This window comes from Streptomyces luteoverticillatus (genome assembly GCF_003970715.1).
Classification (GTDB): Bacteria; Actinomycetota; Actinomycetes; order Streptomycetales; family Streptomycetaceae; genus Streptomyces; species Streptomyces abikoensis.
The window spans coordinates 6,190,832-6,217,028 of sequence record NZ_CP034587.1; the positions used below are offsets into that span (position 1 = coordinate 6,190,832).

At 74.0% G+C, this 26,197-nt stretch carries 20 protein-coding genes and 1 riboswitch; of the genes, 8 read left to right on the forward strand and 12 right to left on the reverse strand.

What is annotated here, in order from left to right:
• The first annotated feature begins 415 nt into the window (after nucleotides 1-415).
• A complete protein-coding gene (locus EKH77_RS27545; protein ID WP_126918332.1) occupies nucleotides 416-1,837 on the forward strand; it encodes an SDR family NAD(P)-dependent oxidoreductase in 1,422 nt (473 codons plus the stop codon).
• Between the two features lie 48 nt (nucleotides 1,838-1,885).
• On the opposite strand, the gene EKH77_RS27550 is transcribed toward EKH77_RS27545, so the two are convergent.
• Genes EKH77_RS27550 through tsaD form a run of 4 tightly spaced genes read right to left on the reverse strand, consistent with a single transcriptional unit; the run spans nucleotide 1,886 to nucleotide 6,340 of the window.
• Complete coding sequence (locus EKH77_RS27550; protein ID WP_126916968.1) at nucleotides 1,886-2,155, reverse strand: hypothetical protein; 270 nt, start codon at nucleotides 2,153-2,155, stop codon at nucleotides 1,886-1,888.
• Nucleotides 2,148-2,507 carry a hypothetical protein gene (locus EKH77_RS27555; RefSeq protein ID WP_126916969.1) on the reverse strand — a complete coding sequence of 120 codons (360 nt, stop codon included), beginning with the start codon at nucleotides 2,505-2,507 and terminating at the stop codon, nucleotides 2,148-2,150. Before EKH77_RS27555 ends, EKH77_RS27550 begins: the two co-directional genes overlap by 8 nt.
• On the reverse strand, nucleotides 2,504-5,224 hold the full coding sequence (alaS, locus tag EKH77_RS27560; RefSeq protein ID WP_126916970.1) for an alanine--tRNA ligase: 2,721 nt from the start codon (nucleotides 5,222-5,224) through the stop codon (nucleotides 2,504-2,506). The genes EKH77_RS27555 and alaS overlap by 4 nt, the downstream gene beginning before the upstream one ends.
• A gap of 45 nt (nucleotides 5,225-5,269) precedes the next feature.
• Nucleotides 5,270-6,340 carry a tRNA (adenosine(37)-N6)-threonylcarbamoyltransferase complex transferase subunit TsaD gene (tsaD, locus tag EKH77_RS27565; RefSeq protein WP_240667565.1) on the reverse strand — a complete coding sequence of 357 codons (1,071 nt, stop codon included), beginning with the start codon at nucleotides 6,338-6,340 and terminating at the stop codon, nucleotides 5,270-5,272.
• 125 nt (nucleotides 6,341-6,465) lie between these two features.
• Here tsaD and cbiE point away from each other — a divergent pair, with 125 nt between their 5' ends.
• From cbiE to EKH77_RS27580, 3 genes are all read left to right on the forward strand, one after another.
• Nucleotides 6,466-7,680, forward strand: coding sequence for a precorrin-6y C5,15-methyltransferase (decarboxylating) subunit CbiE (gene cbiE, locus EKH77_RS27570; RefSeq protein ID WP_126916971.1), 1,215 nt, complete (start codon nucleotides 6,466-6,468; stop codon nucleotides 7,678-7,680).
• Between the two features lie 62 nt (nucleotides 7,681-7,742).
• Nucleotides 7,743-8,522, forward strand: a complete 780-nt coding sequence (cobM, locus tag EKH77_RS27575) for a precorrin-4 C(11)-methyltransferase (protein WP_126916972.1) — start codon at nucleotides 7,743-7,745, stop codon at nucleotides 8,520-8,522.
• Nucleotides 8,523-8,566: 44 nt separating this feature from the next.
• Entirely contained in the window at nucleotides 8,567-9,391 is an 825-nt protein-coding gene (locus EKH77_RS27580) for a MerR family transcriptional regulator (RefSeq protein WP_126916973.1), read from the forward strand.
• 163 nt (nucleotides 9,392-9,554) lie between these two features.
• Here the strand turns inward: EKH77_RS27580 and EKH77_RS27585 are convergent, their stop codons facing one another.
• Complete coding sequence (locus EKH77_RS27585) at nucleotides 9,555-10,682, reverse strand: cobalt-precorrin-5B (C(1))-methyltransferase (RefSeq protein WP_126916974.1); 1,128 nt, start codon at nucleotides 10,680-10,682, stop codon at nucleotides 9,555-9,557.
• 95 nt (nucleotides 10,683-10,777) lie between these two features.
• On the opposite strand from EKH77_RS27585, the gene EKH77_RS27590 reads away from it, so the two are divergent.
• Nucleotides 10,778-11,536, forward strand: a complete 759-nt coding sequence (locus tag EKH77_RS27590; RefSeq protein ID WP_126916975.1) for a cobalt-precorrin-6A reductase — start codon at nucleotides 10,778-10,780, stop codon at nucleotides 11,534-11,536.
• 102 nt (nucleotides 11,537-11,638) lie between these two features.
• Here the strand turns inward: EKH77_RS27590 and EKH77_RS27595 are convergent, their stop codons facing one another.
• From EKH77_RS27595 to cobG, 3 genes are read right to left on the reverse strand one after another with little or no spacing between them, the layout of a single operon-like run.
• Nucleotides 11,639-13,204, reverse strand: a complete 1,566-nt coding sequence (locus EKH77_RS27595; RefSeq protein ID WP_126918334.1) for a precorrin-2 C(20)-methyltransferase — start codon at nucleotides 13,202-13,204, stop codon at nucleotides 11,639-11,641.
• Nucleotides 13,205-13,221: 17 nt separating this feature from the next.
• Nucleotides 13,222-13,875: a precorrin-8X methylmutase gene (locus EKH77_RS27600; RefSeq protein ID WP_126916976.1), complete on the reverse strand. Its 654-nt coding sequence runs from the start codon at nucleotides 13,873-13,875 to the stop codon at nucleotides 13,222-13,224.
• Between the two features lie 42 nt (nucleotides 13,876-13,917).
• Nucleotides 13,918-15,249 (reverse strand): precorrin-3B synthase, encoded by a 1,332-nt coding sequence (cobG, locus tag EKH77_RS27605; protein WP_240667566.1) that lies wholly within the window; start codon nucleotides 15,247-15,249, stop codon nucleotides 13,918-13,920.
• Nucleotides 15,250-15,341: 92 nt separating this feature from the next.
• A riboswitch (cobalamin riboswitch) is annotated at nucleotides 15,342-15,473 on the forward strand.
• A gap of 33 nt (nucleotides 15,474-15,506) precedes the next feature.
• Here cobG and cobN point away from each other — a divergent pair.
• Nucleotides 15,507-19,190, forward strand: a complete 3,684-nt coding sequence (gene cobN, locus EKH77_RS27610) for a cobaltochelatase subunit CobN (RefSeq protein WP_126916978.1) — start codon at nucleotides 15,507-15,509, stop codon at nucleotides 19,188-19,190.
• Between the two features lie 58 nt (nucleotides 19,191-19,248).
• Here the strand turns inward: cobN and rox are convergent, their stop codons facing one another.
• From rox to EKH77_RS33145, 3 genes are all read right to left on the reverse strand, one after another.
• Nucleotides 19,249-20,679, reverse strand: a complete 1,431-nt coding sequence (gene rox, locus EKH77_RS27615; protein WP_126916979.1) for a rifampin monooxygenase — start codon at nucleotides 20,677-20,679, stop codon at nucleotides 19,249-19,251.
• Nucleotides 20,680-20,811: 132 nt separating this feature from the next.
• Nucleotides 20,812-22,056 carry a helix-turn-helix domain-containing protein gene (locus tag EKH77_RS27620; protein ID WP_164737883.1) on the reverse strand — a complete coding sequence of 415 codons (1,245 nt, stop codon included), beginning with the start codon at nucleotides 22,054-22,056 and terminating at the stop codon, nucleotides 20,812-20,814.
• Between the two features lie 300 nt (nucleotides 22,057-22,356).
• The gene (locus tag EKH77_RS33145) at nucleotides 22,357-22,515 is read right to left on the reverse strand and encodes a hypothetical protein (RefSeq protein WP_164737884.1); all 159 of its coding nucleotides are present in this window, start codon (nucleotides 22,513-22,515) and stop codon (nucleotides 22,357-22,359) included.
• Between the two features lie 480 nt (nucleotides 22,516-22,995).
• Here EKH77_RS33145 and EKH77_RS27625 point away from each other — a divergent pair, with 480 nt between their 5' ends.
• On the forward strand, nucleotides 22,996-24,249 hold the full coding sequence (locus EKH77_RS27625) for a VWA domain-containing protein (protein ID WP_126916981.1): 1,254 nt from the start codon (nucleotides 22,996-22,998) through the stop codon (nucleotides 24,247-24,249).
• Entirely contained in the window at nucleotides 24,249-24,962 is a 714-nt protein-coding gene (locus EKH77_RS27630; protein WP_126916982.1) for a hypothetical protein, read from the forward strand. The genes EKH77_RS27625 and EKH77_RS27630 overlap by 1 nt, the downstream gene beginning before the upstream one ends.
• A gap of 146 nt (nucleotides 24,963-25,108) precedes the next feature.
• Here EKH77_RS27630 and EKH77_RS27635 read toward each other — a convergent pair whose 3' ends face one another.
• The gene (locus EKH77_RS27635; protein WP_126916983.1) at nucleotides 25,109-26,083 is read right to left on the reverse strand and encodes a trypsin-like serine peptidase; all 975 of its coding nucleotides are present in this window, start codon (nucleotides 26,081-26,083) and stop codon (nucleotides 25,109-25,111) included.
• Nucleotides 26,084-26,197 lie beyond the last annotated feature (114 nt).

The following is a 26,197-nucleotide window of genomic DNA, read 5'->3' on the forward strand; positions in this document are numbered from 1 at the left end:
GCAAATGTGCTGGATAACGCCCCCAATTAACCCGGAAAGATCAATAAGTCGTATGTGATGCGCGGCGGTTGGGGGAGTGGATCGCGGCAGTTCGCGAGGGCGGCCGGCTCGCTCGCCGGGGTGCTCCGGGCGGCGCCGGGGCGGGGGAGGGGCGCCGTCGGCGAAGGCCCGGCGCACGGCCCGGCCACAAGCTCCCCGGGCAGCGGTTTGGCGCTGCCGCGCTCGGCTACGTACAGTTTCCTGGAAGACTTGTCGAACAAGCGGACTGGGAAACACAGCGGCCATGACCGTCACTGAAGAGAACCGCGACGGTGCAGGCCACCTGTCGATCACCGATCTCCCGGAGATCACGGACGCCGGCGAGCCCGGTGAGGGCGCGGGCGCCGAGGGCGTCGAGGGCATAGCCCCCGAGCGCATGGCCGTCCTCCTGAGCGTGCTCGAGGAGCTCGACCGGCTGCCCGTCGACCACCCCGACGCGATCGCCGTCCGGCGCGCCACCTCCGGCGTCTACCGCACGGTGAAGCAGCGCCGCCGCCAGGAGCGCCGCGCCGCCAAGACCGCCAACGACCGCATGGTCACCGAGGCCACCGCCACCGGCTCCGCCGAGCGGATCGACGACGAGACCGAGGGCATCCTGCCGTCCTCGATCACCGAGGCCGGCCGGATCGCCGGGATCCTCCAGCGCCCGCGCTCCTGCTACGTCTGCAAGACGCGGTACGTCGAGGTCGACTACTTCTACCACCAGCTCTGCCCGGGCTGCGCGACCGAGAACCGCGCCAAGCGCGACGCCCGCGCCGACCTCTCGGGCAAGCGCGCCCTGCTCACCGGCGGCCGGGCCAAGATCGGCATGTACATCGCGCTGCGGCTGCTGCGCGACGGCGCCCACACCACGATCACCACCCGCTTCCCCAAGGACGCCATCCGCCGCTTCAAGGCGATGGAGGACTCGGCGGACTGGATGCACCGCCTGGAGGTCGTCGGCATCGACCTGCGCGACCCGGCCCAGGCCGTCGCGCTCGCCGAGCAGGTCGCCGAGGCCGGCCCGCTGGACATCCTGATCAACAACGCCACCCAGACCGTGCGCCGGCTGCCCAGCGCGTACGCCGCGCTGGTCGAGGGCGAGGGCGCCCCGCTGCCCGCCGGCGAGCTGCCCGCCCACCACGTCATCGGCGCCTTCAACTCCGGCGCGGTCGACGGCCTGGCGGCGCTGCCGCTCGGCGCGAGCGGCCTGGACGCCCAGAAGGTCGCCGACCTCGCCCTGGTCGCGGGCAACGCCAGCCTCGAACGGCACCTCGACGGCACCGCCATCGACGCCGGCGGCCTCCTGCCGGACGTGGTCGAGACCAACACCTGGGTGCAGACCATCGACCAGATCTCCCCGGTGGAGCTGCTCGAGACCCAGCTGTGCAACTACACCTCGCCGTTCATCCTGATCAGCGCGCTGCGCCCGGCGATGGCCGAGGCGGCCCGGCGGGCGGCCAGCGGTCGCGCGTACGTCGTCAACGTCTCCGCCATGGAGGGCGTCTTCAGCCGCGGCTACAAGGGCGCGGGGCACCCGAACACCAACGCCGCCAAGGCCGCGATGAACATGGTGACCCGGACCAGCGGCCAGGAGATGTTCGAGACCGACAAGATCCTCATGACCTCGGTCGACACCGGCTGGATCACCGACGAGCGCCCCCACTACGACAAGCTGCGGCTGGCCGAGGAGGGCTTCCACGCCCCCCTCGACCTGGTCGACGGCGCGGCGCGCGTCTACGACCCGATCGTGCGGGGCGAGGAGGGGGAGGACCTGTACGGGTGCTTCCTGAAGGACTACGGCAAGTCGAACTGGTAGGCCCGCTCACACCGGCCGGCGCCACCCTGAGCGCCGGCCGCCCGCGGGTCACGACCCGAGGAAGGCCACCTGGCGGATGTAGACCCGCTGGTGGCGCGGCACGACCTGGTACACGAACATGCCCGACGCGTCGACGGCCTCCTCCTGCATGCGGGGCGAGACACCCGTGTACTTCGTCCCGTCCAGGTAGAGCGCCGCAGCCGCGCGGACCAGTTCGTCGGCGCGCTCCTCGACCCTCGCGATGAAGGCGAGATTGTCGATGCCGCCGATGACGTAGGCGGGGTCGGGGTCGTATTCCCAGGCCCAAGCGTCAGCCATCGGTCACCGCGGCCCGAGCCTCGTTCCGGACGGCCAGGCATTCGTCCATGGCCGCGCGCCATCTCGGGTCGTCGCGGTCGAAGGAGTTCGCGCCGTCCAGGGCCGCTCGGTAGCGAGCGGCCAGCGCGGGTCTGCGCTCGATCTCGATCTCGGTCGCCCACTTGATCTGGAACATGCGGATCGGGTTGAAGGAGGCGTGCTGGGTGGCGGCGGTGAACGCGGAATCCCGATCCGCCTGGAACTCGGCGAGGCGCGAGGACGCGACGCGGGCCAGCGCGGCCCGCAGCGCCGGAAACGTCGGCTCCGGCCGCGGGACGAGCTCGGCGGGTTCTTCGGCGTGCTGCGCGGTCATGGGTCCTCCGTCCTCGGCGCTCCTCGCACCGTACCGGTTTCGCCGCCGGCGTCCGCGCGGAACCAGTCGGCTACCGCCCCCCCGGAACCCTTCAGCAGCCCCGCCACCCCCTCCAGCGTCGCCCGCAGCGACTCCGCCGGTACGCCGCCCCCCTGGGCCACCTCCGGCGTGCCGCCGCCGCGGCCGCCCAGGAGGGTCTTGACCAGGGAGGCGGCCGACAGGCCGGTGGCCGTGGCGGGGCTGTTCAGGGCGAGGGCCAGGGTCGCGTGGTCGCCCGTGGCCGTGCCGATCGCCGCCACGCCCGGCCGGTCCGCCGGCAGGCGGTCGCGGACGGCCAGCGCCAAGGCGCGCGCGTCGCCGTCCGTCGTCGCCGTGACCACGAGCGTGCCGTGGACGTCGGCCGCCGCGCCCGCGAGCTCCGCCGCGCGTTCCAGCGCGGCGCGGCGACGCAGCTCCTCCGACCGCTGGTCGGCGGCCTTCAGCCGCTCCAGCAGCGCCGCGACGCGGTCCGGCAGCTGCGGGCGCGGGGCCTGGAGCTGCTCCGCCAGCCGCGTCACCAGGTCGCGCTCGCGCGCCAGGTAGCCGAAGCCCTCGAAGCCCACCGCGGCCTCCAGCCGCCGCATGCCCGCGCCCACCGAGGACTCGCCCGTGAGGGCCACCACCCCCACCTGCGAGGCGTGCTCCACATGCGTGCCGCCGCACAGCTCCCGCGACCACGGGCCGCCGATCTCCACGACCCGCACCCGCTCGCCGTACGTCTCGCCGAAGAGGGCCAGCGCCCCCAGCTCCTTCGCCTCGGGCAGCGTCATCCAGCGCACGTCCACCGGCAGGTCCCGGCGCAGCGCCCGGTTCGCCGCCTCCTCGACCTCGCTCCGCGCGGCCGGGCCGAGGGCGCCGCGCCACGGGAAGTCCAGGCGCAGATAACCCGGCCGGTTGTACGAGCCGGACTGCAGGGCCGTCGGGCCGAGGATCTGCCGCAGGGCCGCGTGGAGGACGTGCGTGCCGGAGTGCGCCTGCCGCGCGCCCAGCCGCCACTCGGGGTCGACGGCCGCCCGCACCGCGTCGCCCACCGCCAGCTCGCCCGCCGTCACCCGCACCTGATGGACGATCAGCCCCGGCAGGGCCCGCTGGACGTCCAGGACCTCCGCCTCCACCGACGCGCCCGTCAGCGCGCCCGCGTCGCTGTCCTGGCCGCCCGACTCGGCGTAGAACGGGGTGCGGTCCAGGACGGCCGTGGCGATCTCCCCGGTACGGACGGCCGGCAGCGGGCCGGACGGCCCCAGCAGGGCCAGGACCGTCGAGTCCGTCGTCAGCGCCTCGTACGCCCGCCAGTCCGTCGGCCCGTGCGCGTCCAGCACCGTCCGCAGCGCCGTGGTGTCGAGCGCGCCGCCCGACTTGCGGGCGCGGGCGTCGGCGCGGGCGCGTTCGCGCTGTTCGGCCATCAGGGCGGTGAAGCCCTCGCGGTCGACCTCGACACCCTGCTCCTCCGCCATCTCCAGGGTGAGGTCGATGGGGAAGCCGTAGGTGTCGTGGAGCAGGAACGCCTTCGGGCCCGGCAGCAGCCGGCCGCCCTGGGCCTTGACCTCGGCGACCGCCGTGTCCAGCACGGTCGTGCCCTGCCGCAGCGTGGCGCGGAAGGCGTCCTCCTCGGCGTACGCCTGCTGGGAGATCCGGCCGAACTCCTCGGCCACCTCCGGATAGCTGTGCCGCATGCAGTCCCGGGCGGCCGGCAGCAGCTCGGGCAGCGCCGGGTCCTGGTACCCCAGCAGCCGTACCGAGCGCACGGCCCGGCGCAGCACGCGCCGCAGCACGTAGCCGCGCCCCTCGTTGCCGGGGGCGGTGCCGTCGGCCAGCAGCATCAGGGCCGTGCGGACGTGGTCGGCGACGACGCGCAGCCGCACGTCCGCCCGGTGGTCGGCGCCGTAGCGCACGCCCGTGAGTTCGGCGGCGCGGTCGAGGACGGGCCGGGTCTCGTCGATCTCGTAGAGGTTGTCGACGCCCTGGAGGAGGGTGGCCATCCGCTCCAGGCCCATGCCGGTGTCGATGTTGCGGCGGGGGAGTTCGCCGAGGATCGGGTAGCCGGTCTTCCCGGCGCCCTCCCCGCGCTCGTACTGCATGAAGACGAGGTTCCAGAACTCCATGTACCGGTCCTCGTCCACGGCCGGGCCGCCCGCGCGGCCGAGCGCGGGACCCCGGTCGTAGTAGAGCTCCGAGCAGGGGCCGCAGGGCCCGGGGACGCCCATGGACCAGAAGTTGTCCTCGTCGCCCCGCCGGACGATCCGCTCCTCGGGCAGCGCGGCCACGCGCCGCCAGATCGCCGCCGCCTCGTCGTCGGAGTGGTGGACGGTGACCCAGACGCGGTCCGGGTCCAGCCCGAAGCCGCTCTCGGAAGTGGACAGCTCCCAGGCGAAGGCGATGGCCTCCTCCTTGAAGTAGTCCCCGAAGGAGAAGTTGCCGTTCATCTGGAAGAACGACCCGTGGCGGGTGGTTTTGCCGACCTCCTCGATGTCCAGCGTCCGCACGCACTTCTGCACGCTCGTCGCGCGCGGCCACGGCGGCGCCGCCTCGCCCGTCAGGTACGGCTTGAAGGGCACCATGCCCGCGTTGACGAAGAGCAGCGTCGGGTCGGGCGTCGGCAGCGGCGCGCTGGGGACGACGGTGTGGCCGCGCGCGGCGAAGAAGTCGAGGAAGCGGCTGCGGATGTCGGCGGTACGCACAGGGCGGCTCCGGACGGGTCGGGCGGGGTCGGTGGCTCGGACGTTTCAGGCGGCTCGGGCCGGGCGGGCCACGGGATGGAGGGCCGCGTACGTGAGGGGCGCGGACGGATCGACGGACACATCGAGCGGCGCGGGCTCGGCCCCCGCCCGCACCAGCAGATCGCCGACGGCGGCGATCATCGCGCCGTTGTCGGTGCACAGCCGCAGCGGCGGTACGCGCAGCTCGATGCCCGCAGCATCGCAGCGTTCCCGCGCGAGGGCCCGCACCCGCGAGTTCGCGGCCACGCCGCCCACGACGACGAGCGTGCCCACCCCGTGATCGGCGCAGGCCCGCACGGCCTTGCGGGTGAGGACGTCGGCGACCGCCTCCTGGAGGGAGGCCGCGCCGTCCGCGACGGGCAGCGGCCGGCCCGCCTGCCGGTGCCGCTCGGCCCAGCGGGCGGCGGCCGTCTTCAGCCCGGAGAAGGAGAACGCGTACGGGTCGTCGCGCGGCCCGGTCAGCGGCCGGGGGAGGGGGACCGCGCGCGGGTCGCCCTCGCGCGCCGCCCGGTCGACGGCCGGGCCGCCCGGGTACGGCAGCCCGAAGACCCGCGCGACCTTGTCGAAGCACTCGCCGGCCGCGTCGTCGAGCGTGTCGCCGAGATGGACGATCGGATCGCGGGCCAGGTCCCGGACGAGCAGCAGCGAGGTGTGGCCGCCGGAGACGATCAGCACCATGCACGGGTTCGGCAGCGGGCCGTGCTCCAGGGTGTCGGCGGCCACGTGCCCGGCCAGGTGGTGGACGCCGTAGAGGGGCACGCCCAGCGAGTAGGCGATGCCCTTCGCCGCCGCGACGCCGACCTGGAGGGCGCCGGAGAGCCCCGGGCCCGTCGTCACCGCGACCGCGTCGATGTCGCTCATGGCCAGCCCCGCGTCGTCCAGCGCCGCCCGCACCACGGGCGCGGCCGCGTGGACGTGCGCGCGGGCCGCGATCTCCGGCACGACGCCGCCGAAGCGCGCGTGCTCGTCCATGCTGGACGCCACCGCGTGGCCCAGCAGCCTTCCGTCCCGGACGAGACCGGCGCCGGTCTCGTCGCAGGACGACTCGATACCCAGCACCACCGGCGAACGCGCCACGGCGACCCTCCTGCCTATCAGTAGTAATTGCACAGTCTATGCAACAAGGTCCCGGTCGTGTCCCCGTCACCGCAGGTCAGTAGAGTTCCGGTGCCCCTGATCACCACCTCCTCGAGGGACATTCCGTGACACCAGCCCCCGTGACGGTCGTCGGCATCGGCGCGGACGGCTGGCCCGGCCTCGCCCCCGCCTCCCGGGCGGCCCTGCGCCACGCCGACGTGATCATCGGCGGCCCGCGCCAGCTCGGCCTGCTGCCCGGGGACTGCGCCGGCGAGCGCGTCGCCTGGCCCTCGCCCCTGCGCCCCGCCGTACCCGGCCTGCTCGCCGCGCACGAGGGACGGCGCGTCTGCGTCCTCGCCAGCGGCGACCCCATGTTCTTCGGCATCGGCCGCACGCTCGCCGAAATCGTGGGCGAGGAGCGGCTGGACGTCCTCCCGCACCCCTCCTCCGCCTCCTACGCCTGCGCCCGGCTCGGCTGGGCGCTGCACGACACCGAGGTCGTCAGCCTCGTGGGCCGTCCCCTCGCGGCGCTCACCGCAGCCCTCCACGACGGCCGCCGGCTGCTGCTGCTCAGCGCCGGCGCCGGGACGCCCGCCGAGGTCGCCGCGCTGCTGCGCGAACGGGGCTACGGGCCGAGCCCCCTCACCGTCCTCGAACAGCTCGGCGGCGACCGCGAACGCCGCGTCGAGGGCACGGCGGACGCATGGCCCCACCCGCCCGGCGACCCCCTCAACGTCATCGCCGTCGACTGCCGCCGCGCCCCCGGCGCGCCCCGGCTGCCCCTCACCCCCGGCCTGCCCGACGACGCCTACGACCACGACGGCCAGCTGACGAAGCGCCACGTACGCGCCGTGACGCTCGCCACCCTCGCCCCCGCGCCCGGCGAGCTCCTCTGGGACGTCGGCGGCGGCTCCGGCTCCATCGGCATCGAATGGATGCGGACCCACCCCTCCTGCCGGGCCGTCAGCGTCGAGCGCGACCCGGTGCGGGCCGGGCGCGTCGCCCGCAACGCGGAGGCGCTCGGCGTGCCGGGGCTTCGTGTGGTCACGGGCACCGCGCCGGGCGCGCTCGCCGGACTGCCCACGCCGGACGCCGTTTTCGTCGGCGGAGGGCTCACCGCGCCCGGGATGCTGGAGGCTTGCTGGGAGGCGCTCCCTCGTGGGGGGCGGCTGGTGGCCAATACGGTGACGCTCGAGTCGGAGGCGTTGCTCACGGAGTGGTACCGCGCCCATGGGGGAGAGCTCACGCGACTGGCTGTCTCCCACGCGGTGCCCGTGGGCGGGTTCACGGGGTGGCGGGCGGCGATGCCGGTTACGCAGTGGGCTGTCGTCCGGCCGTGACGCTTTATCCGCGCCTTCGGCGCGGGTTTCGCCCACCAACGTCATTCCCTTGGAGGTCTCCCATGACCGTGTACTTCATCGGTGCCGGGCCCGGTGCCGCCGATCTCATCACCGTGCGCGGCGCCCGGACCCTCGCGCGGTGCGGCGTGTGTCTCTACGCCGGCAGCCTCGTCCCCACGGAGCTCCTCGCCGAGTGCCCGCCCGGCGCCCGGCTCGTCGACACCGCCCACCTCGACCTCGACGAGATCACCGCCGAGTTCGTCCGCGCCCACGAGGCCGGCCAGGACGTGGCGCGGCTGCACTCCGGCGACCCCGCCGTCTTCAGCGCCGTCGCCGAGCAGATCCGCCGCCTCGACGCCCACGGCATCCCCTACGAGATCGTCCCCGGCGTCCCCGCCTTCGCCGCCGCCGCGGCCGCCCTCGGGCGGGAGCTGACCGTGCCCACCGTCGGGCAGACCGTCATCCTCACCCGCGTCGCCCAGCGGGCCACCCCCATGCCCCCCGGCGAGGACCTCGCCACCCTCGGCCGCAGCGGCGCCCTGCTCGTCCTCCACCTCGCCGCCCGCCACGCCGACCGCGTCGTCGAGGAACTCCTCCCGCACTACGGCGCCGACTGCCCGGCCGCCGTCGTCGCCATGGCCAGCCGCCCCGACGAGATCGTGCTGCGCGGCACCCTCGCCGACATCGCCGGGCAGATGAAGGCGGCCGGCGTCGTCCGCACCGCCGTCATCCTCGTCGGCCGCGCCCTCGCCGCCGGGCAGTTCCCCGACAGCTTCCTCTACTCGGCCGAACGGGACCGGGACAGCTGCGGCCGGACGGTCCCGGACGGCGCGAACGGCTGAACGCTTGACCCTCACACCGTGTCAGGCCCGTAACTGAGCTCATCATGTTCACCATCGGAGACTTCGCCCGACACGGTCGCGTGTCCGTCCGCATGCTGCGCCACTACGACGCCATCGGACTGCTGCGCCCCGCCCGGGTCGACCCGTACAGCGGCTACCGCTTCTACGAGGCCGGACAGCTCGCCCGGCTCAACCGCGTCATCGCGCTCAAGGACCTCGGATTCACCCTCCAGCAGGTCCAGGCGATCGTGGACGACGAGGTGGGCACCGAGGAGCTGCGCGGGATGCTGCGGCTGCGCCGCGCCGAGCTGGAGGCCGCCGCCGCGGCGGCCGAGGCCCGGCTGGCGCGGGTCGAGGCGAGGCTCCGCACGATCGAGAGCGAGGGACGGATGAGCACCCACGACGTAGTGATCAAGAGCGTGCCGGCGGTCCGGGTGGCCCGGCTGAGCACACAGGTGGCGAGCTTCGGCCCGGAGGACATCAGCCCCGTCGCCGGACCGCTGTTCGACGAACTGTGCCGTCGGCTGGCGGCCACGGGCGTCGCGCCGACGGGACCGGGCGTCCAGTACTACGAGGACGCCCCGGACGGCGGCGGGATCGTCGTCCACGTCGCCTTCCCCGTCGGCGCGGACACCCACGGCGAGGACTTCGAGGTCGTCGAGCTGCCGGCCGCGCCCACCCTGGCGACCATCGTTCACCACGGTTCCATGGACGACATCGTGCCCACCGCCCAGGCCCTGGCCCACTGGATCGACGCCAACGGCTACCGCTCGACGGGCTACGCGCGCGAGGTGTACCTCGCGTACGGCGAGGGCGACCCGGCGGGATGGGTGACGGAGATCCAGGAGCCGGTGACCCGAACCGGGTGAAACCGGAGGCAGGCTCCTGCCGCGCGTCCCGCGCGCTCACCTGCGGTACGACGTCCCAGGCGGCGAAGCCGGTCAACCGCTGAGTGCGGCTGAGGGCCGTCCGGGGCTGGTCGCGCCCGGGGGGTCCGGGGGTTGCCCCCCGGAAGGTACAGCCTCGCGCCCCTTAGGGCCCCTTCGGCTCCGCGCGCCCCACGATGACGCCCGCGCGGTCGATGCAGATGACGTCGACCGCGACGGGCGCCCCGCGCAGCACGGCCAGCGCCTCGTCGCGGGCGGTCACGGCGACGAGGTCGCCGAGGGGCACGCCCGCTGCCTCGCACAGGCGCAGCGCCTCCAGGCCGGTGTTGGCGCCGGTGACGGCGGCCGCGAGGGCGTCGTCACCGCCGCCGTGCCGGGCGAGTTCCGCGAGGAACTCCTTGTTCACCTGCGAGCGGGCCGAGTGGAGGTCGAGGTGACCGGCCGCCAGCTTGGAGAGCTTGGCGAAGCCGCCGGCGACGGTCAGCCGGTCCACCGGGTGGCGGCGGATGTACTTGAGCACCGCCCCCGCGAAGTCGCCCATGTCCAGCAGCGCGTCCTCGGGCAGCCCGTGGACGGCCACCGCGACCTTCTCCGACGTCGACCCCGTACAGCCCGCCACGTGGGTACGGCCCGCCGCGCGGGCCACGTCCACGCCGCGCCGGATGCTGTCGATCCACGCCGAGCAGGAGTAGGGGACGACGATGCCGGTCGTGCCCAGGATCGAGATCCCGCCGAGGATGCCCAGCCGCGGGTTCCAGGTGGAGCGGGCGATCTCCTCGCCGTGGTCCACGGACACCTCGATCTCGACGTCCCCCGTGCCACCGTGCCGGGCGGCGACCTCCGCGACGTGTTCGCGCATCATCTGCCGGGGCACCGGGTTGATGGCGGGCTCGCCCACGGCCAGCGGCAGCCCCGGCCGGGTGACCGTGCCCACGCCCGGACCGGCCCGGAAGACCACCCCGGAACCGGGCGGCGACAGCCGGACCGTGGCCCGGATCAGCGCGCCGTGGGTGACGTCCGGGTCGTCACCGGCGTCCTTGACTATGGCGGCCATGGCCCACCCGTCGCCCCGCTCCTCCACCGCCAGCGCGAAGGCGGGCGTCTGCCCCTTGGGCAGCGTGATCCCCACCGGATCGGGGAACTCGCCGGTGAGCAGCGCTGTGTACGCGGCCGTGGTGGCGGCGGTGGCGCAGGCGCCCGTCGTCCAGCCGTGCCGCATCCCGGTGTGCTGGAGCTGCGCGGCGCGGCCCCCGGCCGCCGTGCCGTCAGCCATGCTGGCCACCGCCCGTAGGGCCCGTAAGGCCCGTAGGCTGGGCCGACGACCGGACGACGACACGGGGCCGGGCGACGACGGAAGGGCAGTGGATCGTGAACGCCGGCGCCGAGCGCCACATCCTCATCCTCGGCGGTACGACCGAGGCGCGACGGCTCGCGGAGGAGCTGGCCGCCGACCCGGTGCTCCGGGTCACCAGTTCGCTCGCGGGGCGCGTCGCCGCGCCGCGGCTGCCGGCGGGGGAGGTGCGGATCGGGGGGTTCGGAGGCCCCGAGGGCCTCGCCCACTGGCTGCGTGAGCAGCAGGTGGCCGCGCTCATCGACGCCACCCATCCTTTCGCCGGCACGATCAGTTTCAACGCGGCGCGGGCCGCCGCCGCGGCCGGGGTGCCCCTGCTGGCCGTCCGCCGGCCCGGCTGGGTGGCGGGGCCGGGCGACGACTGGCGGGACGTCGCCTCCCTGGCCGACGCGGCACGGGCCCTGCCGGCGCTGGGGGAGCGGGTGTTCCTGACCACGGGCCGGATGGGCCTGGGCGCCTTCGCGCACCTCGAGGATAAGTGGTTCCTGGTCCGCTCCGTGGACGCGCCCGAGCCGCCGGCGCCCCCGCGCATGGAAGTCCTCCTCGACCGGGGCCCGTTCACGCTGGAGGGCGAGCGGGAACTGCTGCGGCGCCACGCGATCGACGTCCTGGTGACGAAGGACAGCGGCGCGGCGGCGACGGCGGCGAAGCTGACCGCTGCGCGCGAGGTGGGGATTCCGGTGGTGGTCGTCTGCCGGCCTCCGGCACCGGAGGGGGTGCCGGAGGCCGGCGATCCGGCTGGGGCGGTGGCGTGGCTGCGGCGGGCACTGGGCTGAGGCCCCGCCTGCGGCGAGCCGTGCCCCGGTCCCGCCCTTCCACCGTTTCCCGGGGCTCCGCCCCGGACCCCGGTCCTCAAACGCCGGACGGGCTGATTTGGCTCAGCCCTCCGGATACCGCCTCGGCGTCCAGACGATCCGCTCCGCGCCGTCCTCGCCCCGGCGCGCCACGCGCGTCTGCGTGGAGCCGACGATGAGCAGCGTGCGCATGTCGACCTCGGCGGGTTCCAGTTCGCCGAGGGTGACGATCCGTACGGACTCCTCGGGGCCGCCCACGTCACGGGCCATGACCACCGGCGTTTCGGGAGCGCGGTGCTCCAGCAGCACGTCGCGCGCCTTGCCCACCTGCCACAGGCGGCTGCGGGAGCCGGGGTTGTAGAGGGCCAGCACCAGATCGGCGGCCGCCGCCGCGCGCAGCCGCTCGGCGATGACCTCCCACGGCTTGAGCCGGTCGGAGAGGGAGACGACGGCGTAGTCGTGGCCCAGCGGGGCGCCCGCCCGGGCGGCCGCCGCGTGGGCGGCGGTCATACCGGGGACCACCCGCACCGGGACCTCCCGGTACGGGTCCTCGGCGGCGACCTCCAGCACGGCGGAGGCCATCGCGAACACGCCCGGGTCGCCCGAGGACACCACCGCGACCCGTCGGCCCTGCCGGGCCAGGTCGAGGGCGAACTCGGCGCGCTCCGACTCCACCTTGTTGTCCGAGGCGTGCCGGCACTGCCCCGGCCGCACGGGCACCCGGTCCACGTACGTGGTGTAGCCGACGACGTCCTCCGCCGCCGCCAGCGCGCCCCGCGCCTCCGGCGTCAGCCACAACGGCCCCGCCGGACCGAGGCCGACGACCACGACCTCGCCCACGACCTCGCCCACGGCCTCGTCCCGGGCGGTCTCCTCCGGACGGTCCGGGAGGGCCGCCACCCGGCTCGGCAGCACGGCCAGCGAGAAGTACGGCACCGACTCCGGGTCGACGTCCGCCACCCGGCCCGTGCGCTCCCCGGCCATCGTCGCGCGCTCGACGTACCGCGCCTCCGCCAGCCGCCCGGAGCGCTCCAGCGCGCCCCGCACCGCGGGGAACGTCCGGCCGAGCTTCATCACCACGGCGGAGTCGGCCTGGGCCAGCCGCGCGGTCAGCTCCTCCTCGGGCAGCGTGCCCGGCAGGATCGTCAGCGTCTCCTCGCCCTCCACCAGCGGGCGGCCCAGCCGGGCCGACGCCGCGCTGAACGACGTCACCCCCGGCACGACCTCCGTCGGATAGCGGTGCGCGAGGCGCTTGTGCATGTGCTGGTACGAGCTGTAGAAGAACGGGTCGCCCTCGGCGAGGACCGCCACCACGCGCCCGGCGTCCAGGTGCGCGGCGAGCCGGGCGGCGGCCTCCTCGTAGAACTCCTCCAGCGCGCCCCGGTAGCCGCCGGGGTGGTCGGTGGTCTCCGTCGTCACCGGATAGACCAGCGGTTCCTCGATCTGGCCGGGGCGCAGATGGCGTTCCGCGATGGAACGCGCGATGCTGCGCCCGTGGCGGGCGCTGTGGTAGGCGACGACGTCCGCCGAGGCGATGACCTCGACGGCACGGACGGTCAGCAGCGAGGGGTCGCCGGGCCCCAGCCCCACCCCGTACAGCCGGCCGGTGGGCGCGGGCACCGACGTGGGCACCGGCGTGGGCGTCGGCATCGGCACGGTCTTGTCGTTCACTCTTCCTCGCTCGCTATCGCGTTGATCGCGGCCGCGGCCATGGCGCTGCCGCCGCGCCGGCCCCGCACCACCAGATACTCCAGCCCCAACGGGCTCTCGGCCAGCGCGTCCTTCGACTCCGCCGCGCCGATGAAGCCGACCGGGATGCCCAGCACGGCGGCCGGGCGCGGCGCGCCCTCCTGGATCATCTCCAGGAGGCGGAACAGCGCCGTGGGGGCGTTGCCCACCGCGACCACCGCGCCGCCCATCCTGTCGCGCCACAGCTCCAGCGCCGCCGCGCTGCGGGTCGTGCCCATGCGCCGCGCCAGCTCCGGCACGGCCGGGTCGGCGAGGGTGCACACCACCTCGTTGTCCGCGGGCAGCCGCTTGCGGGTGACGCCGCTGGCGACCATGTTCGCGTCGCACAGGATCGGCGCGCCCCCGAGCAGCGCCTCGCGGGCCCGGGCCACGACCCCCGGCGAGTACGCGAGGTCCCGGACCAGGTCGGTCATGCCGCAGGCGTGGATCATGCGGACCGCGACCCGGCCGACGTCGGGCGGCAGCCCGCCGAGGTCCGCCTCGGCGCGGATGGTGGCGAAGGACTGGCGGTAGATGGACGCGCCGTCCTTGTCGTAGTCGAACACTGTGCCCTCGCTCGCTGGGTGATGCATGTCGCTGGGTTCTGCGTGGGGTTGGTCGCCGCCGCGGTGCGCTCAGCCGCGCGGGCCGTCGGCCGGCGTCGTCGTGGGGGGTGGGTTCCGTGCCGCCGTCACGGCCTCCGCCAGGCCGGCGGGGGCGGTCACGGCGACCGTCGCCTCTTCCGCCCCGTGCCGCACGGCGACCCGGTAGCCGTCGCCGGTCGCCAGGACGTCGACCCACCGGCCGCCGGGGTGGCCGCAGCGCCGCTCGCACCCGGACCAGTACACGGGCAGCGTCCCGGGCCCGCCAGGGCGCGCGGCCTCCAGGGAGGCGGTCGCGTCGGCCCGTACATCCGCGAGGGACTTGACGCACCCCGGCCGGCCGGTGCAGGCGCCCGCGCCGTGCCACGGGGAGGCGGCGGAGACGACCAGCCCCGCGTCCCCGAGCCCGGCGAGGCGCGCGGCGGCCACCGGGGCGGTGAGCCCCGGGACGACGACGCCGCGCCAGGGCGTCACCCGGAGTTCGCCGGCACCGTCCTGACCGGCCGTACGGGCGAGGAGCCGCCACTGGGCGGAGGTCAGCCGGCCCAGGGGCGCGGCCACCGACAGGGCCCACCGCCCTCCGGGACCCTCCACCGCGCCGGGGGCGGCCGGGGCACCGAGGGGGAGCGTGGCGCGCGGCACGGGCGCGGAGCCGATGCCGGCCGCCGCCAGCCGGTCCGCGAGCCGCTCCGGGCGCGGCCGCAGCGCGGGGGCCAGCTCGCGGACGCGCCACGCCTTGCCGCCGTTCTCGCGCAGCGCCGCCAGGAACTCACGGGCCGCCAGAACCGCCACGCGCGGCGCGTCCTCGACGGCGACGCGCAGGGCGTCGGGGCCGGTGCCGAAGGAGAGGAGGGCCTGGTGGCCGCCCTCGGTTGCGATCAATGTCACATCGGGTGCGAGGGCGGCGATGTCGCCCCGGCCGTCGTCGAGTCCGAAGAGGAAACGGCCCGAGAGGTTCGTGAGGTCGTCCGACGAGCAGAGCAGGCCGTCGAGTTCCCGAACCCAGGGCCGAATGTCCGCGAAGCCCTTTCCGTCCAGGCCGGACAGGGGGGAAGCCGCGACGTTCCGGATGCGGTCGTGCCGGTCGGAGGGCAGCAGCCCGGCCTCGCGCAACCGGGTGCCCAGGGCGGTGCCGCAGCCGTCGGGGAGGGCGCGCAGCTGGACGTTGCCGCGGGAGGTGAGGTCGAGGTGGCCGTCGGACAAGTCGTCGGCGAGATCGGCGAGTACGTCGGCTTGACGCGCCGTCAGGAGCCCGCCGGGCAGGCGCACGCGGGCCAGTGCCCCGTCGTCCGCGGCGTGCAGCCGCAGCGCGCCGGGGCAGGCGTCGCCGCGTTCGCGACCAGGGGATTCGGGGGGAGTGGACATGGCGGCGAGCATACCGACGGGGGACGAAGTCGGCCCCTCCGGCGTTTGAGGAGCGGGGGTCCGGGGGCAGAGCCCCCGGAAGGAACGTCCTGGCTACTATGACTCTCGCCAGCGACGGCGACAGGGGAGGAAGCCGGTGTGATCCCGGCACGGTCCCGCCACTGTGTGCCCGGCAGCGCGAGCGCGCTGCCGCGGTGAGTCAGGAACTCCTGCCGTCCTCCCACCGCCCGGGGCGCGGACCCCGAGGAAGGCATGCCGTGATCCTGCTTCTGTCGACGTCCGACACCGACCTGCTCAGCGCCCGAGCGGCCGGCGGCCCGGTCCCGTACCGGCTCGCCAACCCCGCCCGGCTCGCCCTCGACGACCTCCCGGACCTGCTGGACGGCACCGACCTTGTCGTCGTGCGCCTCCTCGGCGGGCTGCGCGCCTGGGAGGAGGGGCTCGACCAGCTGCTGGCCGGCCCGCGTCCCGTCGTCGTCCTCACCGGCGAACAGGCCCCCGACGCCCAGCTGATGGAGGCGTCCACCGTCCCCGTCGGCATCGCCGCCGAGGCCCACGCCTACCTCGCCCACGGCGGCCCCGCCAACCTAGAGCAGCTGGCCCGCTTCCTCTCCGACACCGTGCTGCTCACCGGCCACGGCTTCGAGCCGCCGGCCGCCGCCCCCGCGTGGGGCGCGCTGGAGCGGGAATCACGCGGTCTGTTCGGGCCCGTCATCGCCGTGCTCTACTACCGCGCCCACCACATGAGTGGCAACACCGCCTTCGTCGAGGCCCTGTGCGAGCAGATCGAGCGGGCCGGCGGCCGCGCCCTCCCCCTCTACGTGGCCTCGCTGCGCGCCCCTGAGCCCGAGCTGATCGACGCCCTGCGCGGCGCCGACGCCATCGTCACCACCGTCCTCGCCGCCGGCGGCACCCGGCCCGCCGACGCCTCCGCCGGAGGCGACGACGAGTCCTGGGACGCCGGCGCGCTCGCCGCCCTCGACGTGCCCATCCTCCAGGCCCTCTGCCTGACCGGCTCCCGGGAGGCATGGGCGGAGAACGACGAGGGGCTCTCCCCGCTCGACTCCGCCACCCAGGTCGCCGTGCCCGAGTTCGACGGCCGCATCATCACCGTCCCCTTCTCCTTCAAGGAGATCGACGCGGACGGCCTGCCCGCCTACGTCCCCGACCCCGAGCGCGCCGCCCGCGTCGCGGGCATCGCCGTGCGCCACGCCCGCCTCCGCCACATCCCCGCCGCCGAGAAGCGGCTGGCCCTCGTCCTCTCCGCGTACCCCACCAAGCACTCCCGCATCGGCAACGCCGTCGGCCTCGACACCCCCGCCAGTGCCGTCGCCCTGCTGCGCCGGCTGCGCGAGGAGGGCTACGACTTCGGCGACGAGGAGGTGCCGGGTCTCGCGTCCGGCGACGGCGACGAGCTCATCTACGCCCTCATCGAGGCGGGCGGCCACGACCAGGACTGGCTGACGGAGGAGCAGCTGGCCCGCAACCCCGTCCGCATCCCGGCCGCCGACTACAAGCGCTGGTACGAGCGGCTCCCCGCCGAGCTGCGCGAGGCCGTCGAGGAGCACTGGGGCCCGGCGCCCGGTGAGATGTTCGTCGACCGCAGCCGCAACCCCGAGGGCGACATCGTCCTCGCCGCCCTGCGCCGCGGCAACCTGCTGATCCTCATCCAGCCGCCGCGCGGCTTCGGCGAGAACCCCATCGCCATCTACCACGACCCCGACCTGCCGCCCTCGCACCACTACCTCGCCGCCTACCGCTGGATCGCCGCCTCCCGTGAGGACGGCGGCTTCGGCGCCGACGCGATGGTCCACCTGGGCAAGCACGGCAACCTGGAGTGGCTGCCCGGCAAGAACGCCGGCCTGTCCGCCGCCTGCGGCCCCGACGCGGCCCTCGGCGACCTGCCGCTGGTCTACCCGTTCCTCGTCAACGACCCCGGCGAGGGCACCCAGGCCAAGCGCCGCGCCCACGCCACGCTCGTCGACCACCTCGTGCCGCCCATGGCCCGCGCCGACTCCTACGGCGACATCGCGCGCCTGGAGCAGCTCCTCGACGAGCACGCGCAGATCTCCTCGATGGACCCGGCCAAGCTCCCCGCGATCCGCGCCCAGATCTGGACGCTCATCCAGGCCGCCCGGCTCGACCACGACCTGGGCATGGAGGAGCGCCCGGACGACGACGGCTTCGACGACTTCCTCCTGCACGTCGACGGCTGGCTCTGCGAGGTGAAGGACGCCCAGATCCGCGACGGCCTCCACGTCCTGGGCGGCGCGCCCACGGGTGAGGCGCGGGTCAACCTCGTCCTGTCGATCCTCCGCGCCCGCCAGATCTGGGGCGGCACGACGGCCCTCCCGGGCCTCCGCGAGGCCCTGGGCCTGGACGAGTCGGCGGCGACGCGCACAACGGCGGACGAGGCGGAGGCGGAGGCCCGCGCGCTGATCGAGGCGATGGAGGCGGCGGACTGGAACCCGGCCGCCATCCCGACCATTGTGGGCAATCGTCCCGCAGGGCGATGGGGGTCCCCCCTGCTCGAGCGAAGCCGAGAGCTTGGGGGAGGGTGGGCACAACCCACGGTGCCGGGCACCGATCCCGTCTCGGCTGTCCTCGACTTCGCGGCACGCGAAGTCGTCCCGCGCCTCGGCCGCACGACCGACGAACTCGACAACGCCGTCAAGGCGTTGGAGGGCCGCTTCGTCCCGGCGGGACCATCGGGCTCACCCCTCCGCGGACTGGTCAACGTCCTCCCCACCGGCCGGAACTTCTACTCCGTCGACCCCAAGGCCGTCCCCAGCCGCCTCGCCTGGGAGACCGGCCAGGCCCTCGCCGACTCCCTCCTGGAGCGCTACCGCACGGACAACGGCGACTGGCCGGAGTCCGTGGGCCTGTCCCTGTGGGGCACGAGCGCGATGCGCACGGCGGGCGACGACGTGGCGGAGGCGCTGGCGCTGCTGGGCGTCCGCCCGGTCTGGGACGAGGCGTCGCGCCGCGTCACGGGCCTGGAGCCCATCGCCCTGGACGAGCTGGGCCGCCCCCGCATCGACGTCACCCTGCGCATCAGCGGCTTCTTCCGCGACGCGTTCCCGCACGTCATCGGCCTGCTGGACGACGCCGTGCGGCTCGCCGCCGGCCTCGACGAGCCGCACGAGCGGAACTTCGTCCGCGCCCACGCCCAGGCCGACCTCGCCGCCCACGGCGACGAACGCCGCGCCACCACCCGGATCTTCGGCTCCCGCCCGGGCACGTACGGCGCGGGCCTGCTCCAGCTCATCGACAGCCGTGACTGGCGCACCGACGCGGACCTGGCCGAGGTCTACACGGTCTGGGGCGGCTACGCCTACGGCCGGGGCCTGGAGGGCCGCCCGGCCCGCGAGGACATGGAGACGGCCTACAAGCGCATCGCGGTCGCGGCGAAGAACACCGACACCCGCGAGCACGACATCGCCGACTCCGACGACTACTTCCAGTACCACGGCGGCATGGTCGCCACGGTGAAGGCCCTCAAGGGCACCGCCCCCGCCGCGTACATCGGCGACTCCACCCGCCCCGAGACGATCCGCACCCGCACCCTCGTCGAGGAGACGTCCCGCGTCTTCCGCGCCCGGGTGGTCAACCCCCGCTGGATCGAGGCGATGCGCCGCCACGGCTACAAGGGCGCCTTCGAACTCGCCGCCACCGTCGACTACCTCTTCGGCTACGACGCCACCACGGGCGTCGTCCCCGACTGGATGTACGACAAGCTGGCCCAGACCTACGCCCTGGACCCGGAGAACCGCGCCTTCCTGGAGGAGGCCAACCCCTGGGCCCTCCACGGCATCGCCGAACGCCTCCTGGAGGCCGAGAGCCGCGGCATGTGGGCCAAGCCGGACGCGGAGACGCTGGAGGCGCTGCGGCAGCTGTTCCTGGAGACGGAAGGAAACCTGGAGGGCGGCGACGACGACTGAGCCGACGGGCCGTTACAGGCCGGTTCCGGCCCGGACCATCCGGGCCGGAACCGCGCGCTCAGCCGACGGGCGCGCCGAACCACTTGGGCAGGTGAGCGATCAGCTCCTGCTGGTCGTCACCGGCCCACGCCACGTGCCCGTCCGGCCGCAGCAGCACGGCGGGCGCGTCCAGTTCCTCGCTGACGTCGACCACGTGGTCGACCCGGTCCGACCAGCCCGCCACCGAGAGCCGGCCGGTCTGGTCGAGCAGCAGACCGCGGCCGCCGCGCGTCAGCTCGTAGAGGCGGCCGTTCTTCAGCCGCACGTCCCGCATCCGCTTGCCGAGCAGCTCGTGGCCCTGGCCGAAGTCGTAGCGGACCCCGACCGCGGTGATCTTCTCGATCAGGTACCGGTTCACCTCCTCGAAGTCCATCAGCTCCGAGACCAACCGCCGTACGGATAGGGGGCCCGCTTCGGTGGACATCAGCAGCATCTGCGCGCGGGTGTTGTCCAGCACGTCGGCGCCCACCGGGTGGCGTTCGGCGTGATAGGTGTCCAGCAGCCCCTCGGGGGCCCAGCCGGCCACCTCGGCGGCCAGCTTCCAGCCGAGGTTGAACGCGTCCTGGACGCCGAGGTTGAGGCCCTGCCCGCCGGTCGGCGGGTGGATGTGCGCGGCGTCGCCGGCCAGCAGCACCCGGCCCACGCGGTAGCGCTCGGCCTGCCGGGTGGCGTCGCCGAACCGGGAGAGCCAGCGCGGCGAGTGCACACCGAAGTCGGTCCCGGCGGTCGCCCGCAGCCGCTGCTTGAACTCCTCCAGGGCCGGCGGGACCGTCCGGTCCTCGGCCACCCCCTCGGCGGGCACGATGACGCGGTACGTCCCGTCCCCGAGGGGCATGGCGCCGAACCGCTGCTGGGTCTTGCGGACTTCGGCCATCACGGCCGTCAGCTCCTCCAGCGGCGTGGTCAGCTCCATCTCGCCTATCAGCGTCTCCACCCGGCTGGGCTCGCCGGGGAAGGCGATTCCGGCGAGCTTGCGGACCGTGCTGCGGCCGCCGTCGCAGCCGACGAGGTAGCGCGAGCGCAGCCGCGTGCTGTCCGCCAGTTCGACCGTCACCCCGTCGTCGTCCTGGCTCAGCCCGACGAGCTCGCAGCCGCGCCGGAGCTCGGCGCCGGCCGCGGTGGCGTGCTCCTCCAGCAGGCGGTCGGTGACGGTCTGCGGAATGCCGAGGACGTACGGATGCGCGGTGTCCATTCCCGTCGGCCACGGCTTGCCGATGGCGGCGAAGAAGCCGCCGACCTTCTCGTACTTCGTGCCGTTCGCGAGGAACGTGTCCAGCAGGCCGCGCTGGTCCATCACCTCGATGCTGCGCACGTGGAGGCCCATCGCCCGGACCATCGCGGCGGGCCGCGTCTCCTTCTCCAGCACGACCACGCGCACGCCGTGCAGCCGCAGCTCACTGGCCAGCATCAGGCCGGTCGGTCCACTGCCCACAACGATGACGTCGATCATCACACATCTCATTTCCGCAGATCCTGGCTTCGCCGGGTGATTCTGCGGCACGACCGGGGCCTTGCGGCAAGGCCCCCGGTGCGCTATATGTTGAGCATGGCGAGGAACGGTTGCGTTCCTCGCCTTTGTCGTTCACGGGGCGGAAGCGCCGCGGCGCCGGGCGAGGAGCGCGCGTAAGTGTTCCGCTCGCTGATGGCCGATCAGGGCCGGGTTGCTGAGGACGTCGTTGAACTGAGCGAGCACGCTGTGGAGTTCGTTTCCCGCTTCGTCGGGCTGGGGGCCGGGTGATCCGGCCTGTTCGTGGAGGGGCTCGTCGTCCGCGCCGGGCGGAGGCTGGTCGGGGTGCTGGGTGGCCGCCTCCCACAGGGGGCGAAAGTGTTCGAGCGGGCCGCCCAGTACGTGGAGGAGAAGGGCCAGTTCGTCCCAGCTCGGTCGTTGAGTGCCCTCGAGGATGGTGGTGATGCGGTCGGAGGGGATGCGCCACCGGGAGGCGACGGCGATGTCGTAGGCGGCGGGCTGTCCCGCCCGGATGTGGAGGGTGCGTAGCGCGGACATCAGGCGGGCCGGTCCGAAGAGGCGATCGGGCTCGGTGATGATCTCGCCCGGCTTGGTGACCACGGGGGCGGGGACCTTCTCCTTGTCACGGAGGCGTTCGCTTTCCCAGACCTTGCGCAGTATCGCGGGGTCGGCGCCGCAGGCGATGGCGAAGCGTTCGGTGAGGGGCCAGGCGGGGACGCGCTCGCCGCTGAGGATGCGTGAGAGATAGGACGCCGAGCAGCCGGCGCGGGCGGCGAGTACCTGGAGCTGGAGTTTCGAGGCCCTGGCGAGCATGGACAGAACGGGGGCGAGCCGGTTGAACGCGGGGGTGTCGGGCGTACGGGCGGACAAGGGGGTGTCCACCGAACCCGGCGGTGGGGCCGGGCAGCCCGGGGCCGGCGGCCGGCCGTAGAGGGCGCTGAGCGAGGCGGGTGCCGCGGGCATATGGATGTGCTGGCTGAGCCGGCGCAGGATGTAGGCGTCGGTGTAGCGGTGGCGCGCGGTGTCCTCACTGATGTTGAGCAGGCGGCCGAGCCGGCTCCAGGTGACCCGGCGGTGGCGGGCGCGTCCGACCAGACCGGCGGTGAGGCTCTGGAGCTGGGCGTTTATCTGCTCGGCCCTGCGCAGGGGCTCCTCGGCGTCGGGGGAGTTCAGGCTGCGCTGGATCTGGCGCACCTCTTCGAGGATGTCCTTGACGATCTCCGCGAGGATCTCGTCGGCGTCCGAGCCGCGGACCGCGGCGTGTGCCGCCGGAGCGTTGCCGACGGGCACCCACCGGCGCGGCAGTGGCGGGCGGTTCTTCCGCGGAGTCGCGTCCTGGCAGGGAACGGAAGCCGCCACGGTGACGTTCTTCCTTGTGCGGTAGGCAGCCTGACGGCACTGGGTGCTGCAGTACTTCTGCGGCCGCCCCACTCTGGGCTCGCTCCCGCTTCGCAGGGGCGTATTACAGAACTGGCAAAAATTCATCCGTGCCGTCCTCGCGCTACGAAAAGGGTTCAGCCGGGGAAGTTCCGTCGCCGGTTTGGCTGGCGTAGACCATCATTTTTATGACGGGGTGAAGGAAATACCCACCGGAATCCCGGGTTTCGTCGTGGTGGGCCGGGCGCCGGCCCCCGAGTGACGGCCGGCGCCCGGCGTTCGCTACGGCCGGTGGATACGCCGCAGCAGACAGCCGCCACCAGCGGCTCCGGCCGCTGTGAGGGCCGCGTAGAGCGACTCCGGCGTGAGGGCGAGCTCGACATGGATGCTGGAGATCAGCAGGAATCCGGTGGCAGGGACGGCCAGGAACCACGCAAGCATGGGGTTGCCAGATCGGTTCAGACGACGGAAGGTTTCGTAGCGCCTGCTACTGTCTGAGTTGTTGGACAAGCGGTGCCGAATCCGTTTGACCGGCCGGCGTCGGGGGGATCGGGTCATGGAGACTCCCTGGTGTTCGAATTGCGGGAAGAACGCGTGCAGGGGCCTGGATGTAGGTTTGGCGACCGTCTGGCGCCCTGCACGCGCCCAAGCGTGACCCTAGCTTTACGCAGTGCGGAAAACGAATCGCACGAATCGCGCATCCCCGGCCATTTCGCGAAACGCCGCAGGACTGCCGGAGTTCCATCAAATAAATCCGGGATCAGCTCACCGGAATTCGCCGAAATCGCCCGCCGCCGACGGGCATATGCTAGAGGCAGTAGCGGTGTTGGGCATGCCGGCCCCTCGTCCGGCGCGCGGGTGTGCGGACAGCACCGTCGGCCGTTTTGAGCCTGGCGCTCGACGGTCACTAGGATCCTTTGGATGATCATCAGAAAACGGCTGGCGGCCGGGGCCTGTGCCCTGCTCGCCGCCCTGGCCCTGGGCGTCACACCGGCGAACGCCGCGGACGGGCCCTCGAAGGATTCCCCGAAGGTCGAGCTGGTCCTCGACGTCAGCGGCTCGATGCGCGCGACGGACATCGACGGGCAGTCGCGCATGACGGCCGCCAAGGAGGCGTTCAACGAGGTCATCGACGGAACGCCGGAGAGCGTCCGGCTCGGCATCCGCACGCTCGGCGCCTCCTACGCCGGTGAGGACAAGGCGCTCGGCTGCCGCGACAGCCAGCAGCTGTACCGCGTCGGCAAGGTGGACAGAGCGGACGCCAAGGAGGCCGTGTCCAAGCTCCAGCCCACCGGCTGGACGCCCATCGGACTCGCCCTGCGCGGCGCCGACCAGGACCTGGGGACGGACGGCGGATCGCGCCGCATCGTGCTCATCACCGACGGCGAGGACTCCTGCGGCCTGCCCGACCCCTGCGACGTGGCGCGCGAACTCGCCGCCAAGGGCACGCACCTGACCATCGACACCCTCGGTCTCGCCTCGGACGACAAGACCCGCGAGCAGCTCAGCTGCATCGCCGAGGCCACCGGCGGCACGTACACCACCGTGCACCACCGCAAGGACCTCGCCAGCCGCATCAAGCAGCTCGTCAAGCGGGCCGACACCCCCGTCGAGACGCCCAAGGCCGTCTCGGGCACCGAGGAATGCCGGACCGCGCCCGAGATCGGCGCCGGCATCTGGACCGACCGCGAGACCTTCGCCCAGCACCGCGTCTACAAGGTCAAGGTCAAGCCCGGCCAGGAGCTGCGCGTCGCGGCGAGCGTGGGCGCCGACCGCCCCGTCGACCGCGACTACGGCGTACTCGTCCGCGCGATGGGCGAGAACGGACAGGAGCTCGTGCGCGGCAGCGACGCGGGCAGCGGCCGCACCGATGTGATGGCCTCCGGACTGCGCTACCCCGTCGCCGAGGACGACAACGACAAGGCGCCGCGGACCGTCTGCCTGGAGGTCTCCAACTCCTTCTCCGCGCCCGCCTCCGTCAAGCGCGACCCCGGACTGCCGGTGGAGCTGGCCGTCGACGTGGTCAAGGGGCCCGACGACCCCTCCGACCTGGCCGCCTTCGGCCTCGGCCGGGGCTGGGTGCTGCTCCTCGTCCTGGGCCTGACCGGACTGCTCGCCGGCCTGCTGTTCGGCTGGCTGGCCCGCTGGCGCATCGCCGTGTGGAGGGAGAACTGATGCGGATGAAACGCGCGTTGACCGCCGTCCTGCTCGCGGGAGCGGCCCTGCTCGCCCCGGCCGGGACGGCCGTCGCCGACGACACCCCCAGTGAGGCCGGCACCGCCTTCCGCACCGCCGTCGCCATCGAACAGGGGCAGAAGGCCACGGCCAACGGCTCCACGGGTGACTACCTGTACTGGCAGTTCCCGGCGGGCGCCGGGCAGCGGCCCACGGTGAAGGCCACCGTCACCCTGCCCGACACGGCCACCCGGACCGGCGCCGCCACCTGGCGGCTCGACGTCTACGACGGACTGCGCCGCCGCCAGGCCTGCACCGCCGGGGAGCAGGCCGCGACGGCGAGCCGGCAGGCCGCCACCGTGGCCCTGACCTGCACGCTGCGCACGGTCCGGCCCTGGTCCGAGCGCTGGTCCAACGACCCGCTGCCAGGCGCGTACTACGTGCGGCTCACTGTCACCGACGCGCCCGACCGCGACCTCGGCCTTCCGGTCAAGGCCGAGGTCCAGGCCACGTCCGAGGACATGGGCGGGGCCCACGCCGAGGGCGGTTCCCTCGGCAAGCCGCTGCACGCGACGGCCCTCGCCGAGCCCAACGGCGGCTGGAACGGCAGCTGGTGGTCCGGCCGTTGGGGCTGGACGATCGGCGGCGCGGTGCTCTGCGCACTCGCGGCCATAGGCGGCTACACACTGACCCGCCACCCCCGACGGCGGTAGCCGCCCCGTAGGGGCGCGGGACTGGGCTGATATGCGGCTACCGCCGCGCGGGCGCGACCAGCCCCCACCGGCCCGCGGTGGACCGGTACACACCCGGCGGTGCCCCCGGACGCGAAAGGCGTCCGGCGGCACCGCCGTCCGCTTCGTCAGCGCCCGCCGCCAGGTTCGGCCGGCGCCGCCCCCTCGACCGCGTCCGCGAACAGGTCGACCAGATCGTCGCCGAAATAGGAGCTGTAGGAGATGTCGGGGGTGTCACCACCGGTGTGATAGCCGCCGATGACGCCGATCACCTCGTACCCGTCGTCGCCGCGCACCAGGAACGGCCCGCCCGACGTGCCTCCGACGTACCCCGCGCAGGCGATCTCCAGGAAGTCGCCGGGAGCGGCCGGATCCGTACTGGTGTAACGGTGCGTGGAGGACGTGCAGTCGAGCGGCTTGGGGTAGACGGCGTCGCTGCTGCCCGGATAGCCGATCAGCCGGACCACGTCGTGCGCGTACCCCGGCCGGATCCCCAGGTCGAAGCCGCCGACGGCCCGCTGGACCGGGGTCCCGTCGGCCCGGTCGCCCAGCCGCACCACCGCGTAGTCCCAGCGCGCCCCGCCGTCCGTGCCCAGGTCGTAGTAGCGCTGGTCGAGGTAGATGTCCTCGACGGGGAAGACGCCGTGCGGCTTGAGGCCGTCGTGGTACTGCGGCACGAACGAGAACTGCTTCTTCGGGTCCGGCGAGCGCAGGCAGTGGGCGGCGCTGACCACGAGATCGCGGTGCGGGCTGCGGACGACCGTCCCGCCGCAGAACCGGCCGGTGTTGTGCCCGTCGGTCCAGAAGAACGTCCCCACCTGCGGCAATCCGTCGAAGGGATGGCTGGGCGGCACGGGCCCGGCGACACCGGCCGCGACGCCCGGCCGTCTGCCGCCGTCCACGGCCGGGACGGCGGCCCGCATCCGCGCGGGCGTCCAGTAGGCGTCGGCCGCCGCGGCCGATACGCGGTGCCCGGCGGGCCGGGCACCCGCCGCCAGCGCCGGGCCCGGCAGGGCGACGGACGCCGCCACCGCCACCAGGCCGGACAGCAGCGCCACGACGCCACGGCGTATGGCGAACGGTCTGGATCCGGGTCTGTTCATGAGCGGTTCCTCCCTGATGCGCGTAAGGCACGAAGGGCACGTACGAGGTGAGCGTGTCATCGTCCTACGGCAGGGGCGCGAGGGGTGAGTCGCCGACGCGACAGGATTCACCGG

Bases quoted from the DNA above. Each gene is read 5' to 3' on its own strand.
- EKH77_RS27545 (WP_126918332.1), top strand. From the start codon at position 416: ATGGCCGTCCTCCTGAGCGTGCTCGAGGAGCTCGACCGGCTGCCCGTC.
- EKH77_RS27550 (WP_126916968.1), bottom strand. From the start codon at position 2,155: ATGGCTGACGCTTGGGCCTGGGAATACGACCCCGACCCCGCCTACGTC.
- EKH77_RS27555 (WP_126916969.1), bottom strand. From the start codon at position 2,507: ATGACCGCGCAGCACGCCGAAGAACCCGCCGAGCTCGTCCCGCGGCCG.
- cobM (WP_126916972.1), top strand. From the start codon at position 7,743: ATGACCGTGTACTTCATCGGTGCCGGGCCCGGTGCCGCCGATCTCATC.
- EKH77_RS27580 (WP_126916973.1), top strand. From the start codon at position 8,567: ATGTTCACCATCGGAGACTTCGCCCGACACGGTCGCGTGTCCGTCCGC.
- EKH77_RS27585 (WP_126916974.1), bottom strand. From the start codon at position 10,682: ATGGCTGACGGCACGGCGGCCGGGGGCCGCGCCGCGCAGCTCCAGCAC.
- EKH77_RS27595 (WP_126918334.1), bottom strand. From the start codon at position 13,204: ATGCCGACGCCCACGCCGGTGCCCACGTCGGTGCCCGCGCCCACCGGC.
- EKH77_RS27600 (WP_126916976.1), bottom strand. From the start codon at position 13,875: ATGCATCACCCAGCGAGCGAGGGCACAGTGTTCGACTACGACAAGGAC.
- cobG (WP_240667566.1), bottom strand. From the start codon at position 15,249: ATGTCCACTCCCCCCGAATCCCCTGGTCGCGAACGCGGCGACGCCTGC.
- rox (WP_126916979.1), bottom strand. From the start codon at position 20,679: ATGATCGACGTCATCGTTGTGGGCAGTGGACCGACCGGCCTGATGCTG.
- EKH77_RS33145 (WP_164737884.1), bottom strand. From the start codon at position 22,515: ATGCTTGCGTGGTTCCTGGCCGTCCCTGCCACCGGATTCCTGCTGATC.
- EKH77_RS27625 (WP_126916981.1), top strand. From the start codon at position 22,996: ATGATCATCAGAAAACGGCTGGCGGCCGGGGCCTGTGCCCTGCTCGCC.
- EKH77_RS27630 (WP_126916982.1), top strand. From the start codon at position 24,249: ATGCGGATGAAACGCGCGTTGACCGCCGTCCTGCTCGCGGGAGCGGCC.
- EKH77_RS27635 (WP_126916983.1), bottom strand. From the start codon at position 26,083: ATGAACAGACCCGGATCCAGACCGTTCGCCATACGCCGTGGCGTCGTG.